This is a genomic window from Candidatus Planktophila sp. (genome assembly GCF_036734405.1).
Classification (GTDB): Bacteria; Actinomycetota; Actinomycetes; order Nanopelagicales; family Nanopelagicaceae; genus Planktophila.
Genome location: NZ_DAIMYR010000003.1, coordinates 218,349 through 232,996, shown reverse-complemented (window position 1 = coordinate 232,996; position 14,648 = coordinate 218,349). Strand labels below are relative to the sequence as shown.

Here is a 14,648-nt window from a genome sequence, read left to right as displayed (position 1 = left end):
GAGGCAATCTTAGCGGTAAGCAGCAACCACTCCGCCAACGGCATCTCCCACAACGTGAACGCGCATTGCATTGGTTGAACCAGGAATTCCTGGAGGAGATCCCGCAACAATCACAACGTTTTCGCCGATTTGGGCGCGGCCAGACTGAATCAACAAAGTATCAGCCTGCTTCACCATCTCATCGGTGTGTTTAACCATTGGAGTTACTTCTGGTTCAACTCCCCATGACAAGGCAAGGCGGTTATATGTTCCAACTTCAGGTGTAAAGGCAACAATAGGAATAGGTGAGCGAAGACGTGCCATTCGACGAGCCGAATCGCCGGATTGAGTAAAGGTAACCAAGTACTTTGCACCAACAATTGCGCCTACTTCAGCTGCAGCACGAGTGATCGCGCCACCTTTTGTCTTTGGAGTTGTGCGCAATGCACGAATCATTTCAAAGCCACCTTCTTCAGTGCGCGCGATGATGCGGGCCATTGTTGCAACCGCTTCGATTGCAAAAGCGCCAACAGAAGTTTCACCAGACAGCATCAATGCATCTGCGCCATCTAGAACTGCGTTGGCACAGTCGGTAGCTTCAGCGCGAGTAGGTGAAGAGTTCGTGATCATCGAATCAAGCATCTGTGTTGCAACGATGACGGGCTTGGCAGCTTCGCGGGCTAATTCAATACAGCGCTTCTGGACTAGTGGTACTTCCTCGATTGGCATCTCTACGCCAAGATCACCGCGGGCTACCATGATGCCATCAAACGCCGCCACGATTTCTTCAAGATTATCTACTGCTTGTGGCTTTTCAATTTTTGCAATTACTGGAATGCGAAAACCAATTTCATCCATGATGGCGTGGACATCTTTAATGTCGGCAGCGTTTCGAACAAATGAAAGTGCAATAAAATCTGCACCAGCTTTCATTCCCCAACGTAAATCCTCTTTGTCTTTTTCAGATAGCGCCGGAACCGAAACCGCTACACCTGGAAGGTTAATTCCCTTGCTGTTGCTGACCGCACCTGGCTGAATAACTTTTGTAACCACATCGTTGCCCTTAACTTCGACAACTTCGACAGTTACCTTTCCATCATCAATTAGAATGCGATCTCCTGGCTTGCAATCTCCTGGTAAGCCTTTGTAGGTCGTGCCAACGCGATCCTTGGTGCCTTCAACTTCATCGGTTGTGATTGTAAAAATATCCCCACGCTCTAATTCATGTGGACCGTTTGCAAATCGTGCAAGACGAATCTTTGGACCTTGAAGGTCGACCAGAATTGCAATCGGCTTTCCTGCAGCTTTTGCTGCATCGCGCACGCGATCAAGACGGTTTTGGTGCTCTTCATATCCGCCGTGAGAAAGGTTCAAACGCGCCATATTCATACCGGCGTCGATGAGTTCCTTTACTTTTTCGGCAGATTCAACGGCAGGACCCATCGTGCAAACAATTTTCGCTCTACGCATGTGTCTACCTTAAACCATCAATGGGCGGTCAGTTGGCGCTATAGGTGAAGGAAGTTGTGTGCGTCCCGTGAGATACCTATCAACTGAAGCCGCGGCACTTCTACCTTCAGCAATTGCCCACACGATTAATGACTGACCGCGACCAGCATCACCTGCCACAAAGATTCCCTCTTCTGTTGTTTGGAAATCTTTGTCTCGCTTGATGTTCCCGCGCTCATCTAATTGAACTTCAAGTTGTGTAATTAGTGAAGACTTTTCAGGACCCGTAAAACCCATTGCCATGAAGACAAAATTACATGGAATTTCTTTTTCAGATCCAGTCACAGCTTCAAACTTTCCATTAACAAATTGCGTTTCAACAATCTTGATCGCACGTAGATTTCCTTGACCATCCCCCAGGAACTCCTCTGTACTCACTGAAAACATACGATTGTCTTTTTCTTCATGAGCACTAGATACTCGATAAATCATTGGGTAAGTCGGCCAAGGTTGACCTGATGGACGCTCATCAGTTGGGCGAGGCATAATTTCGAGTTGAGTAACACTTGCTGCGCCTTGTCGAACAGATGTTCCTAAGCAATCTGCTCCGGTGTCTCCGCCACCAAGGATTACTACATGCTTTCCTGCAACATTAATTGGTGGTGCTTCTATCTCACCTAGCGCTTGCTTATTGCCCCATGGCAGAAATTCCATAGCTTGGTAAATACCCTTAAGTTCGCGACCTTTAATTGAAAGATCGCGCCACTGTGTAGATCCGACCGCCAAAACAACTGCGTCATACTTCTTTCGCAAGTCAGAACCAGTTAATTCATTTCCAACATCAACACCCGGACGGAAACGAGTTCCCTCTTTTTCCATTTGTTCTAATCGGCGATCAAGAATGTGCTTTTCCATCTTGAACTCTGGAATTCCATAACGTAACAACCCACCGATTTTGTCAGCACGCTCATAAACGGCAACGGTGTGGCCAGCACGAGTTAACTGTTGTGCTGCTGCAAGACCTGCAGGGCCAGAGCCAATAACTGCAACAGTCTTACCAGTAAGGCGATCTGGTGCTAAAGGTTTAACGGTTCCTGCTCCAAATGCTTCTTCAATAGTGCGTAATTCAATTTGCTTAATTGTCACTGCATCGCGGTTGATCCCAACAACACATGCGGTTTCGCATGGGGCTGGGCACAAACGTCCGGTGAATTCAGGAAAGTTATTGGTCGCATGTAAGCGATCAATTGCCTCATTTGTGTCACCGCGATACATCAAGTCATTCCATTCAGGAATGAGGTTTCCTAGCGGACAACCGTTATGACAGAAAGGAATTCCACAATCCATGCAACGACCAGCCTGCTTTTGCAGGTGTTCCATGCTCTGTGGTTCATACACTTCGCGCCAGTCTTTGATGCGCACATCAACTGGACGTCGCTTTGGAGTTTCGCGCGGCGTTGTCATAAACCCTTTTGGATCAGCCATTTGCCGCAACCTCCATCACTAGTGCATCAACCGGTAATCCTTCACGTGTAGCTCGCTCCATCGCGGCAAGTACGCGCGCATAATCTCGCGGCATGATGAGTGAGATTCGAGCCAAGCTCTTCTCCCAATCCTTCAGTAGCGCGTTTGCAATTTCAGAACCAGTTTCTGCAAAGTACTTTGAAATGTGATCCTTCAGAATTTCTTTCTGATCCTGCGGAACTGCCAGTACATCAACCATGTCCGCATTTACATTTGCAGCATCTAGATCCAAAACAAATGCGCGTCCACCTGACATACCTGCAGCAATGTTTCGACCAGTGCGACCAAGGACGATGACGGTTCCCCCGGTCATGTATTCGCAACCGTGATCACCAATGCCTTCAACAATTGCTAGTGCGCCGGAGTTGCGCACGCAGAAACGTTCGCCAACAATTCCTCGAATAAAGATTTCTCCAGCGGTAGCACCGTAACCAATTACATTTCCTGCAATCACATTGTCTTGTGAAGGGAAAGTGGCCTTTACATCTGGACGAACTACTACTCGCCCACCTGAAATTCCCTTTCCAACATAATCGTTGGAATCACCGTACAGACGAATTGTGACTCCACGTGGAATAAATGCACCCAGTGACTGCCCTGCAGATCCGTGCAAGGTGACATCAATAGTTCCGGCAGGTAATCCATCTGCGCCGTACTTGCGAGTGACTTCTGCACCCAACATTGTTCCAACCGTACGGTTAACATTTCGGACTGGCAGATCAATATTTACAGTTTCGCCCTTAGTTAATGCCGGTTGAGCAAGGGCAATCAGTTGATTATCTAGGGCCGCATCTAAGCCATGATCTTGCTTTGTTGTGTTGTGCAATGCACTGTCTACATCTGGGCGTACTAACAAAGGTTCTAGATTTAGTCCAGCAGCTTTCCAGTGATCAACCGCCTTTCGAGTATCCAGGAATTCAACATGTCCAATAGCCTCTTGCAGGGTTCTGAATCCGAGTTGGGCCAAAATCTCTCGTACTTCTTCTGCGATGTATTCAAAGAAAGTTTCCACGAATTCTGGTTTTCCAGTGAACTTTTTACGAAGCTCAGGGTTTTGTGTTGCAACACCAACTGGGCAAGTATCCAAGTGACACACTCGCATCATGATGCAACCGGAAACAACTAGCGGCGCAGTTGCAAATCCATATTCTTCAGCACCTAACAAAGCTGCAATGACAACATCGCGTCCAGTTTTTAACTGTCCATCGGTCTGAACCACAATGCGATCACGTAAACCATTGAGCAACAAGGTTTGCTGAGTTTCAGCCAGACCAAGTTCCCAAGGCGCACCGGCATGCTTAAGTGATGTCAACGGTGAAGCACCTGTTCCACCATCGTGGCCGGAAATCAAAACAACATCTGCATGCGCCTTTGATACACCCGCTGCAACTGTTCCCACGCCAACTTCGGCAACCAGCTTTACGTGAACACGTGCGTTCTTATTTGCATTCTTAAGATCATGAATAAGTTGAGCAAGATCTTCAATCGAATAAATATCATGGTGTGGTGGTGGTGAAATCAATCCCACACCCGGAGTTGAGTAACGTGCCTTAGCAATCCATGGATAGACCTTGTTACCAGGTAGCTGGCCACCTTCGCCAGGCTTTGCACCTTGCGAAATTTTGATTTGAATATCATCACTATTAACAAGGTAATTACTTGTGACACCAAAACGACCAGATGCAACTTGCTTAATTGCAGAACGCTTTGAATCACCATTTGCCATCGGGATATTGCGCTCTACCTCTTCACCGCCTTCGCCGGTATTTGATTTTCCACCAAGTCGGTTCATGGCAATTGCTAGAGTCTCGTGAGCTTCGGCTGAGATAGAACCGTAAGACATGGCACCAGTTGAAAAGCGCTTAATGATTGCGCTGATTGGCTCAACTTCATCAACTGAAATCGCTGGATTTACGCCATCTTTAAATTGGAATAAACCACGAAGTGTCATCAGACGAGTGCTTTGCTCATTGACGCGATCGGTATAGCGCTTAAAAATGTCATAACGCTTATTGCGTGTTGAATGTTGCAGGGTAAATACAGTCTCTGGATCAAACAGGTGAGGTTCACCTTCGCGACGCCACTGGTACTCCCCGCCGATGGGCAGACGCTTTGTTCCTGGAACTTCTCCCCCAGGTGGATAAGCGATGTGATGGCGTGCAATGGTTTCTTGAGCGATTACATCAAGTGAAACTCCACCCAGACGAGAAGTTGTACCAACAAAGTATTCATCAACAACTTCTTGCGAAAGCCCAATAGCTTCAAATACCTGCGCACCTGTGTAGGACGCAATAGTGCTGATACCCATTTTGGACATCACCTTTAAAACACCTTTGCCCAGGCTCTTGATCAAATTCTTAACAGCCTTTTCAGGAGTGATTCCTGTAATTACTCCCTGAAGCACAAGATCTTCGGCCGATTCCATTGCAAGGTATGGATTAACACACGCTGCTCCGTAACCGATCAATAGTGCAACATGGTGAACTTCGCGCACATCGCCGGCTTCAACAACTAAGCCAACGGTGGTACGAGTCTTTTCGCGAATCAAGTGATGGTGAACTGCAGATGTAAGAAGCAGTGATGGAATCGGCGCATTTTCTGCATCGCCATCTCGATCAGATAAAACAATTATTCGTGCACCATCTTTAATTGCTTGTGAAACTTCTACCTTGATCTCGTTAAGGCGATCGCGCAACGAGTCTCCACCATCAGCGATACTAAAGAGGCCACGGATTACGTGCGCAGATAAACCTGGATAGTCACCATCAGCATTGACGTGAATAATCTTTGCTAGTTCATCATTATCAATGACGGGAAACGCTAAGGAGATTTGGCGACAACTACTTGGGCCAGGGTCTAGAAGATTGTGCTCTGGACCCATGGAAGTACCAAGGCTTGTTACTAACTCTTCACGAATCGCATCTAGTGGCGGGTTTGTAACTTGGGCAAAAAGTTGTGAGAAATAATCAAAGATTAATCGTGGCTTTTCAGAAAGTGCAGCGATTGGTGTATCGGTTCCCATTGATCCAAGTGGTTCCATGCCATTTTTTGCCATTGGTGTGACCAGGATACGTAAATCTTCTTCGGTGTAACCAAAAGCTCTTTGACGACGAACAACGGATGAGTGTGGGTACACAATGTGTTCACGTGAAGGAAGATCGCTGAGCTTAACTATTCCCGCATGCAGCCAATCGCCATACGGTGCGGCACTTGCTAAACCATCTTTAATTTCGCCATCTTCAATGATGCGTCCTTGTTCAATATCGACTAAGAACATCTTGCCAGGTTGTAAACGACCTTTACGCTCTACATTTTCTGCCGGAATATCTAAAACGCCAACTTCGGATGCAAGAACAACCATTCCATCTTTAGTCACCCAATAACGTGATGGGCGCAAACCGTTGCGATCTAGAACCGCACCTACTTGATGTCCATCTGTAAAAGTTACACAAGCAGGACCATCCCACGGCTCCATCATCGATGCATGGAATGCATAGAAATCACGACGGTTCTGCGGCATCGTTGCATGGTTTTCCCATGCTTCTGGAATCATCATGAGCACTGCATGATGAAGTGAACGTCCGCCCAGATACAAAAGTTCTAGAACTTCGTCAAAAGATGCTGAATCCGAACCCGACATTTCAACAATTGGAAACAAGCGCTTGAGATCGCCAGGAATCAGATCACTTGCTAGCAATGATTCGCGAGCGCGCATCCAATTGCGATTTCCCTTAACCGTATTGATCTCGCCGTTGTGAGCAATAAATCGATATGGGTGAGCAAGTGGCCATGACGGAAAAGTATTTGTAGAAAAGCGCGAGTGAACCAAAGCAAGCGGTGAAACAACACGCTCATCAGAAAGTTCTGGGAAAAATTCTTCTAACTGTCCGGTTGTAAGCATTCCCTTGTAAACAATGGTCTGTGAAGACAAGGAAGGAAAGTACAGGTCTAATGTGTGCTCGGCACGCTTTCGAAGACAAAATGCCAGGCGGTCTAGAGCAATTCCGCTCTCGCCTTTCTCGCCCGCAATAAATAGTTGCTGAAATTCTGGCATCACTGACAGTGCAGTCTTTCCCAGCGACGATGAATTAATCGGAACTTCACGCCAACCCAAAACAATCAGACCTTCTTCATCTGCTATCCGTGCAATCTCGCCCTTTACATCTGCGCCTTTGGCGATGAATGCAATTCCTGTTGCATAGGCATCGGCGGCAGGAAGTTTGAAATCTACGACCGTTTGAAAGTATGCATCTGGAATACGAATAAGAATTCCTGCACCATCACCGCTATCTGGTTCGGCTCCTGATGCTCCGCGGTGTTCCATATTGCGAAGCGCCGTCAGTGCTTGAGAAACAATCTCGTGTGTTGCAACCTTGTTGAGCGTGGCAACCATGGCAACACCACAAGCATCATGTTCTGCGGCAGGGTCATAGAGTCCCTGTGCTTGTGGATAGTTGGATGCCAGTGCCATGGGCGCGCTCCTACAGATTTGTCCTTACATGAAAAAGGGACAACCTTGGCCCGTGGTGCTCATTGCTTAGTGGGAAATCGTAGCAAGAAGAGAGCTAATTAGAGCCCTGAGATATGAGCAATCTTTCCAATACCTGCCGTGATCGCCATTCCGAGTGAACCCCCAATGAGCACCCGCAGAGTTGGTGAGAGCAGCTTCGAGCCTGCAGTTCGCGCAGAAACCACGCCTGTCAGAATCAAGCCAGCCAGGGTAAAGATCACGATGCTCCATGCCTTGGTTCCAAGAGTTGGAGCAAAGGCGCCAGCAAATGGAATCAAGCCGCCGAGAGTAAATGAGATGGCCGAAGCAATAGCGGCCTGAATTGGACGAGCCTTGGTGCTTGGGTGTTGGCCTAGTTCATCACGCAAGTGAGCTTCGAGCGGATCTTTGCGATGCATTTCAAGTGCGACTTGAAGCGCAAGCTCTGGCGATAAACCACGACCAATATAAATTTGCTGAAGCTCTTGTAACTCACCTTCTGGATCTGCGGCTAAATGTGCAATTTCAAGGTTGCGATCTGATTCTTCAACGTCATTTTGTGAGCGAACAGAAATGTATTCACCAACTGCCATAGACATCGCACCTGCTGTAATTCCTGCAACACCTGCCGTAATAATAAAATCTTGTTTACCGGCTGCGGCTACGCCAATCATCAACGCAGCAGTTGAAACAAGGCCATCATTTGCACCAAGGACGGCGGCACGTAGCCAGCCTGCACGATGGGTGCGATGTTCCAGATTTCTCTGATAGACCTCTTCCAAACTCATAAGAGACAGAGTACCTGAGAGTTACTGAATCTTTTTAGAGGCGCGAGCAAAAGAGAGAGCAGCCCCTAGTCCAACGAGCAGACTTACCCATACGTTGACGCGTAAACCTGCAATTGTGTTGGCCGTATCGATACGAATTAGTTCAATGAAAAAGCGGCCTAAGCAATATGTCGCGACATACAACGCAAAAGATTGTCCAGCTTTCAAACTCTTTCCAAATTTAAGAATGATTAGGGCTATTGCCGTGCACCACAAAGCTTCATACAAAAAGGTTGGATGAAATGATTCGAATTGGGTGTAACCATTTGGCCGATAACGCATCGGAATATCTAGTGCCCACCAGGTCTCGAGCGGTTTTCCAAAGAGTTCCCCGTTAAACCAATTACCAAAACGCCCGATTGCTTGCGCAAAGAGAATTCCAGGGGCTAATGCGTCAGCAAACACCGCAAATGAAGGTAGATCTACTTTTTTAGCTAAAGACTTATATCGAAGGTAGGCACCCAGTAGTCCAATGGAAATTGCGCCCCAAATGCCTAAGCCACCTTCCCAAATCTTGAAAGCATCTACCGGATTTCCACCAGTTCCAAAGTAAGCATTTGGTGATGAGATCACGTGATAAATACGTCCTCCGATAATTCCCGAAGGCACAGCGACGAATGCTACTTCTGAAACAATTGATTGACCTTGAACTGTTTTGTATTGAAAACGCTTGCCACCTAACCAAATGGCTACCGCTATGCCAGTGATGATGCACAGTGCGTAATAGTGAATGGTTAAAGGGCCAAGCTCCAGCACCGATTGTGCTGGAGTTGGAAAAGCTACATTCAAAGTTTAGCCAGCCTCAACAGCTGCTTTGAACTCTTCAAGTACGAAACCGTTTTGAGTGCGCTCCCACTTTTTGCCATTGATAAACACTGTTGGAGTTCCTTGAACACCATACTTGCTCATGGAATCCGAATTAGCTTGAACTAAATCAATCTTTGAACCCTTATTGACGCAGTCTTCGAATGTTGTAGATGAAATACCAATCTTCTTTCCAATATTGACAAGCGTTTCATTACTCCAGAAACCTGAATTTTCAACCGATGACTGAACTGTGTAAATCGCCTTGTGGAAATCTAAGAACTGTCCTTCATCTGCGGCGCAGAATGATGCGTTAGCTGCACGGACAGATTCATCTCCGAGGAATGACAGGATGTGATAGCGGACATTCGCCTTCTTTTCGCGAATAAGTGAATCCAGATACTGGCCATTAGCATCTGCAAACAACTTACACACTGGACACTGTGAGTCTTCCCAAACATCAATAGTCGTTGCGGCTCCATTGTCGAAAGCGATTGAAGAACCATTTGCAACATCGATTGTTGAAGTAACCGCTGGATTCAGCTTCACTCCGTCAAGGCCTGCAAGAGAGGCGGTTGATTTATCGGTTTGTCCAAAGAGAGAGAAAACAATTCCGGTGACGACAACAAGTGCCACCATCGCAACAACTATCCAACGGGTCGTGTTATCTGCGCTCTTTGCAGCTTGCTTGGCCATTATTGCTCCTCGATTAATAAAATTAGCTTCTCATTGCCTACCTGGTTGTATGGGGAAAGTATAGATAAAGAGTGCAAAGCGCCAAGCCCAAACTCGGCTTGAATTCTGTGAATTAGGCGGAAACTAGCGCCCTTCGCGTACTCCTAGCGCCAATTCTCGAGCTAAATGCGAAATCGCATCCAACCCTTCCTGCTCACTCTTTGCATCAAGCAGTAACTTGATAAATGCCGAACCAACGATCACGCCATCTGCGTAAGCCGCAAGGGATTTAGCTTGTTCGCGGGTTGATACACCAAGACCAACAGAGATCGGCAAGTTTGTCACTCCGCGTACTCGCGATACCAAATCGCTGGCATCGGCAGAAACGCTAGTACGAGTTCCTGTAACTCCCATCAAACTTGCGGCGTAGACAAATCCACCTGTCTTGGCAGTTACATCAGCAAGTCGAGAATCATTAGTACTAGGGGCAACCACATAAATCGGATTAATTTTGTTTTTACTTGCAGCTGCGAGCCAACGGTCAGATTCTTCAATTGTTAAATCTGGAGTGATAACTCCGGATCCCCCATTGTCGGCAATCGATTGTGCAAATTGATCGACACCGTAGCGTTCGATCGGATTCCAATATGTCATTACAACGGCGGCTACCCCAGTATCTGTTGCCACCTTTAGCGCTGCGAAAACATCAGCCGCACCTGTTCCACCCTTAAGTGAGATCTCAGCAGCTTCCTGAATTACCGGCCCATCCATCACTGGATCGCTATATGGGAAACCAATTTCAATTGCATCAACGCCAGCTGCTGCTAAAGCGTGTATTGCTTTTGCACATCCTTCTTGGGAAGGAAAGCCTGCTGGAATATATGCAATGAGTGCCGCGCGATTTTCAGAACGAACCTTGGCCATTACCTCATCTAATTGCGTCATTACAGCGGAATTCCAAAGTATTCAGCCGCTGTTTGCACATCCTTATCACCACGACCAGAAAGGTTAATGAGCAGATTTGCCTGTGGACCTAATTCTTGTCCAACAAGTATTGCTCCAGCCAAGGCATGTGCAGTTTCAATCGCTGGAATAATTCCTTCGGTTTTGCTTAACAAAGAAAATGCATACATCGCTGCATCATCATTGATTGCACGGTATTCAGCTCTACCAACATCGTGCAGATATGCATGCTCTGGTCCTACACCTGGGTAATCCAAACCTGCAGAAATCGAGTGCGATTCGATGGTTTGGCCGTTTGCATCTTGTAAAACGTAGGAACGAGTTCCGTGCAAAACGCCGGGAGTTCCACCACTGATTGTTGCAGCATGGCGTCCCGTTTCGACTCCATCCCCGCCAGCTTCAAATCCGATAAGTCTTACATCAGTATCAGGAATAAATGCGTTAAAGATTCCGATCGCATTTGATCCGCCACCTACACAAGCCAAGACTGCATCCGGAAGTCTGCCTGTTAATGCGAGCATCTGTTCGCGAGATTCTTCTCCGATGATCTTATGAAAATCTCGAACCATCGTAGGAAATGGATGTGGTCCGGCAACTGTTCCAAGCATGTAATGAGTATCGGCAACATTTGTGACCCAATCACGCATTGCCTCATTAATGGCATCTTTTAGAGTTCGTGAACCAGTTGTAACAGGCACAACTTGTGCCCCAAGTAATTTCATACGTGCAACATTTAATGCTTGGCGACGAGTGTCTTCTTCGCCCATGTACACAACACAATCAAGACCCATCAAGGCAGCCGCCGTTGCAGATGCAACACCGTGCTGACCTGCACCAGTTTCAGCGATGATGCGCTTCTTGCCCATGCGCTTTGTAAGCAAGGCTTGTCCTAAAACATTATTGATCTTGTGTGAACCGGTGTGGTTAAGGTCTTCACGCTTTAAAAATATGCGCGCACCACCTGCGTGCTCAGAGAAACGTTTTGCTTCAGTGATGATGCTGGGGCGACCTGTGTAAGTTTTATGAAGCTCAGCAAGTTCTGCTAAAAACGCTGGGTCTTTCTGCGCTGTGTTATGAGCGATTTCAAGTTCATTAAGCGCGCCAATTAAAGCTTCTGGGACAAAGCGCCCGCCATATTCACCGAAATGTCCCGCACTAGTCATTGTCAAAGCCTACCTAGCAATTGATTGATCGCAACAGATGGAGATCCTGAGCGCACCAGGGCTTCCCCAACCAATATGGCAGTTGCTCCACACTCTTGTGCAAACACGACCTCTTCGCGGGTTGATATTCCTGATTCTGCAACGCGTGCGATATTTGCCGGAATCTGTGGAATCAATTCGGCAAATGCACGTGAATCAACTTCTAAAGTTTTTAGATTACGAGAGTTCACGCCAACAATCTCTGGTGAAATTTCAAGTGCTCGTTCTAATTCATCATGGGTATGTACTTCAATCAACGAACGCATACCTAGTTCAGTACTTAGGTGGAAATAATCCTCTAACTGGTTTTTACTCAATGCAGCGACGATCAGCAATACAGCATCAGCCCCATGTGCACGTGCCTCATAAAATTGATACTCATCGACCATGAAATCTTTTCGCAGAATCGGCAAATCAATTGCCTTACGAACTGCATCTAAATCTGCTAACGATCCGCCAAATCGTCGTTGCTCGGTCAAAACACTGACTACATGCGCACCTGCTTCTTCATACTGCGCAGCTAAACCAGCTGGATCAGTTATTGGCGCTAGCGCGCCTTTACTTGGTGACGAACGCTTAACTTCTGCGATTACTGAGATCTCATCGGAGATTAAATGTGGCAAACAATCGCGGACGGCAGGTGCGGTTTCCAACGCCTCTTGTAACTGCCCCATAGGTAAACGTCTCGCCGCTAAATCTTCCCGCACACCTTCAATGATTGAATTTAAAACGCTCATGACTTGTCATCCACTGTTGGGTCTATTCCATGATCTAGCGCGCTCCAGGTATTTAGTTCGCGCGGCTTGCGTTCGTATCTGGAAGAAAGTTTGAAACGTTTAGAAATAGCCAGGACCAAAGCAACCACACACACTAAAGAGATAAAAACAGGCAACAGTTCTTTCATTTGAAATCCGCCAATCGATTTGCGGCATGCACCGCAGTGAGGACCGCGGCAGCTTTATTGCGGCACTCTTGATTTTCAGACTCTGGATCAGAGTCTGCTACGACCCCTGCACCTGCTTGAACAAAAGCGGTTCCTTTGTATAACAAAGCGGTTCGAATTGCGATGCAAGTATCCAGATTTCCAGTGAAATCGATGTACCCAACAATTCCGCCGTACACACCGCGTCTTGTTGTTTCTAACTCTTCAATGATTTCCATGGCACGTGGCTTAGGTGCACCTGACAAAGTTCCGGCCGGGAACACAGAGAAAAGCGCATCAACGGGCGATGATTTCTTAGCAAGTTTGCCGATAACTGTCGAAACAATATGCATGACATGGGAATAGCGTTCGATGTGCATGAAATCAATTACTTCAACGCTACCTGGTGCGCATACCCGTCCTAAATCATTGCGGCCAAGATCTACCAGCATTAAGTGCTCTGCACGTTCTTTAGGGTCTGCCAACAGCTCTTCACCCAAACGATGATCTTCTTCCGGATTTGATGAACGCTTACGGGTTCCAGCGATTGGATGAATCATTACATCCTCTTGATTTACCTTGACCAGCGCTTCGGGACTAGAACCAACAATTTCAATTCCATCTGTAAAGCGGAATAAATACATGTATGGGGATGGATTGTTCAGTCGAAGCATGCGGTACACATCAATAGCATCGGCAGCACAAGGCATGGAAAAACGTTGCGATAAAACTACTTGAAAGGCTTCGCCAGCAAGGATTTCTTCTTTGACATGTGCGATGTTTTTCTTAAACGCATCTGCCGAAATGTTTCCGGTGTATTCGGGTAATGAGAACTCTGGAATTGTTGCGGCATCGCCCGGTATTGATTGTGCTAAATCAGTTTGCATGCGATCTAGTCTTTCGTTGCATGATGCGAAAGCTTCATCGATGCGATCATCGCTGCCATCCCAATTGATCGCATTTGCAATCAATGTGATCGTTCCTTCGCTGTGATCCATCACAGCCAAGTCACTAGTGAGCATGAAAGAAAGCTCTGGAAGTGGAATATCTTTATGCGAAAGCGATGGAAGTTTTTCTAGCCTTCGAACAACGTCATAGCCCATGAAACCAACCAAGCCACCAGTTAATGGTGGTAGACCTTCTATTTTTGGCGAACGTAAATGCGCCGCCGATAAACGCAGAGCTTGCAGCGGATCGATTCCTGTTGGCGCACCAGCTGGCGCAGTCCCCTGCCAATACGCCAAACCATCTTTTTCACTTAACGTGGCCTCGCTGCGAACACCAATAAATGAGTAACGCGACCAAACCCCACCATGTTCAGCAGATTCTAAAAGAAATGTGTTTTCAGCACTCTTTGCTAACTTCTTGTAAACACCAAGCGGGGTTTCAGAATCTGCAAGCAGCTTTCGCGATACAGGTATGACATTTGAAACTTTTGCATACGCACGAAACTGTTCTAGATCCATCGTTACGATCGCAGCTCTAACGGCGTGTGAAAACAGGTGCGTTCTCCTGTGTGGCAAGCGGCTCCAGTTTGAATGACTTGAAGAAGTACAGCATCGCCATCACAATCTAATGAGATTGATTGGACTTCTTGATAATGGCCAGATGTTTCACCCTTTACCCATAGCTCACTGCGGCTGCGCGACCAATATGTTGCTTTGCCTGTCGTCAAGGTCAGTTCTAGTGATTCAGTGTTCATGTACGCCAACATCAAAACTTCTTTACTGGATACATCTTGGACAACTGCAGGGATCAAAAGGTTTGGATCCTTCAGAAGAGCAGCTACCTGTGGATCCAGAGTTGTCATGTGC

General features: G+C 46.9%; 12 protein-coding genes. All 12 read right to left on the bottom strand.

Features of this window, described 5'->3' with window-relative positions:
- Window positions 1-9: 9 nt before the first annotated feature.
- Window positions 10-1,449, bottom strand: a complete 1,440-nt coding sequence (gene pyk, locus AC9UC2_RS05170) for a pyruvate kinase (protein WP_509526035.1) — start codon at window positions 1,447-1,449, stop codon at window positions 10-12.
- Between the two features lie 9 nt (window positions 1,450-1,458).
- Window positions 1,459-2,913 carry a glutamate synthase subunit beta gene (locus AC9UC2_RS05165; RefSeq protein ID WP_509526033.1) on the bottom strand — a complete coding sequence of 485 codons (1,455 nt, stop codon included), beginning with the start codon at window positions 2,911-2,913 and terminating at the stop codon, window positions 1,459-1,461.
- A complete protein-coding gene (gene gltB / locus AC9UC2_RS05160) occupies window positions 2,906-7,423 on the bottom strand; it encodes a glutamate synthase large subunit (RefSeq protein ID WP_509526031.1) in 4,518 nt (1,505 codons plus the stop codon). Before gltB ends, AC9UC2_RS05165 begins: the two co-directional genes overlap by 8 nt.
- A gap of 98 nt (window positions 7,424-7,521) precedes the next feature.
- A complete protein-coding gene (locus tag AC9UC2_RS05155) occupies window positions 7,522-8,229 on the bottom strand; it encodes a VIT1/CCC1 transporter family protein (RefSeq protein ID WP_509526028.1) in 708 nt (235 codons plus the stop codon).
- A gap of 21 nt (window positions 8,230-8,250) precedes the next feature.
- Window positions 8,251-9,057 (bottom strand): prolipoprotein diacylglyceryl transferase, encoded by an 807-nt coding sequence (lgt, locus tag AC9UC2_RS05150; RefSeq protein WP_509526026.1) that lies wholly within the window; start codon window positions 9,055-9,057, stop codon window positions 8,251-8,253.
- A 3-nt stretch (window positions 9,058-9,060) separates the two neighbouring features.
- Entirely contained in the window at window positions 9,061-9,768 is a 708-nt protein-coding gene (locus tag AC9UC2_RS05145; protein ID WP_509526024.1) for a DsbA family protein, read from the bottom strand.
- Window positions 9,769-9,891: 123 nt separating this feature from the next.
- Window positions 9,892-10,692: a tryptophan synthase subunit alpha gene (gene trpA / locus AC9UC2_RS05140; protein WP_509526022.1), complete on the bottom strand. Its 801-nt coding sequence runs from the start codon at window positions 10,690-10,692 to the stop codon at window positions 9,892-9,894.
- Complete coding sequence (gene trpB / locus AC9UC2_RS05135) at window positions 10,692-11,873, bottom strand: tryptophan synthase subunit beta (RefSeq protein WP_509526019.1); 1,182 nt, start codon at window positions 11,871-11,873, stop codon at window positions 10,692-10,694. Before trpB ends, trpA begins: the two co-directional genes overlap by 1 nt.
- Before the next feature lie 2 nt (window positions 11,874-11,875).
- Complete coding sequence (gene trpC, locus AC9UC2_RS05130) at window positions 11,876-12,649, bottom strand: indole-3-glycerol phosphate synthase TrpC (protein WP_509526016.1); 774 nt, start codon at window positions 12,647-12,649, stop codon at window positions 11,876-11,878.
- A complete protein-coding gene (locus AC9UC2_RS05125; protein WP_509526014.1) occupies window positions 12,646-12,816 on the bottom strand; it encodes a hypothetical protein in 171 nt (56 codons plus the stop codon). Before AC9UC2_RS05125 ends, trpC begins: the two co-directional genes overlap by 4 nt.
- Entirely contained in the window at window positions 12,813-14,300 is a 1,488-nt protein-coding gene (locus AC9UC2_RS05120; protein WP_509526012.1) for an anthranilate synthase component I, read from the bottom strand. Before AC9UC2_RS05120 ends, AC9UC2_RS05125 begins: the two co-directional genes overlap by 4 nt.
- 2 nt (window positions 14,301-14,302) lie before the next feature.
- On the bottom strand, window positions 14,303-14,644 hold the full coding sequence (gene hisI, locus AC9UC2_RS05115; RefSeq protein WP_509526010.1) for a phosphoribosyl-AMP cyclohydrolase: 342 nt from the start codon (window positions 14,642-14,644) through the stop codon (window positions 14,303-14,305).
- Window positions 14,645-14,648 lie beyond the last annotated feature (4 nt).

Excerpts from the sequence above, each read along its gene's own strand:
- pyk (WP_509526035.1), bottom strand. The coding sequence starts at position 1,449 with ATGCGTAGAGCGAAAATTGTTTGCACGATGGGTCCTGCCGTTGAATCT.
- AC9UC2_RS05165 (WP_509526033.1), bottom strand. The coding sequence starts at position 2,913 with ATGGCTGATCCAAAAGGGTTTATGACAACGCCGCGCGAAACTCCAAAG.
- gltB (WP_509526031.1), bottom strand. The coding sequence starts at position 7,423 with ATGGCACTGGCATCCAACTATCCACAAGCACAGGGACTCTATGACCCT.
- AC9UC2_RS05155 (WP_509526028.1), bottom strand. The coding sequence starts at position 8,229 with ATGAGTTTGGAAGAGGTCTATCAGAGAAATCTGGAACATCGCACCCAT.
- AC9UC2_RS05145 (WP_509526024.1), bottom strand. The coding sequence starts at position 9,768 with ATGGCCAAGCAAGCTGCAAAGAGCGCAGATAACACGACCCGTTGGATA.
- trpA (WP_509526022.1), bottom strand. The coding sequence starts at position 10,692 with ATGACGCAATTAGATGAGGTAATGGCCAAGGTTCGTTCTGAAAATCGC.
- trpB (WP_509526019.1), bottom strand. The coding sequence starts at position 11,873 with ATGACTAGTGCGGGACATTTCGGTGAATATGGCGGGCGCTTTGTCCCA.
- trpC (WP_509526016.1), bottom strand. The coding sequence starts at position 12,649 with ATGAGCGTTTTAAATTCAATCATTGAAGGTGTGCGGGAAGATTTAGCG.
- AC9UC2_RS05125 (WP_509526014.1), bottom strand. The coding sequence starts at position 12,816 with ATGAAAGAACTGTTGCCTGTTTTTATCTCTTTAGTGTGTGTGGTTGCT.
- AC9UC2_RS05120 (WP_509526012.1), bottom strand. The coding sequence starts at position 14,300 with ATGGATCTAGAACAGTTTCGTGCGTATGCAAAAGTTTCAAATGTCATA.
- hisI (WP_509526010.1), bottom strand. The coding sequence starts at position 14,644 with ATGACAACTCTGGATCCACAGGTAGCTGCTCTTCTGAAGGATCCAAAC.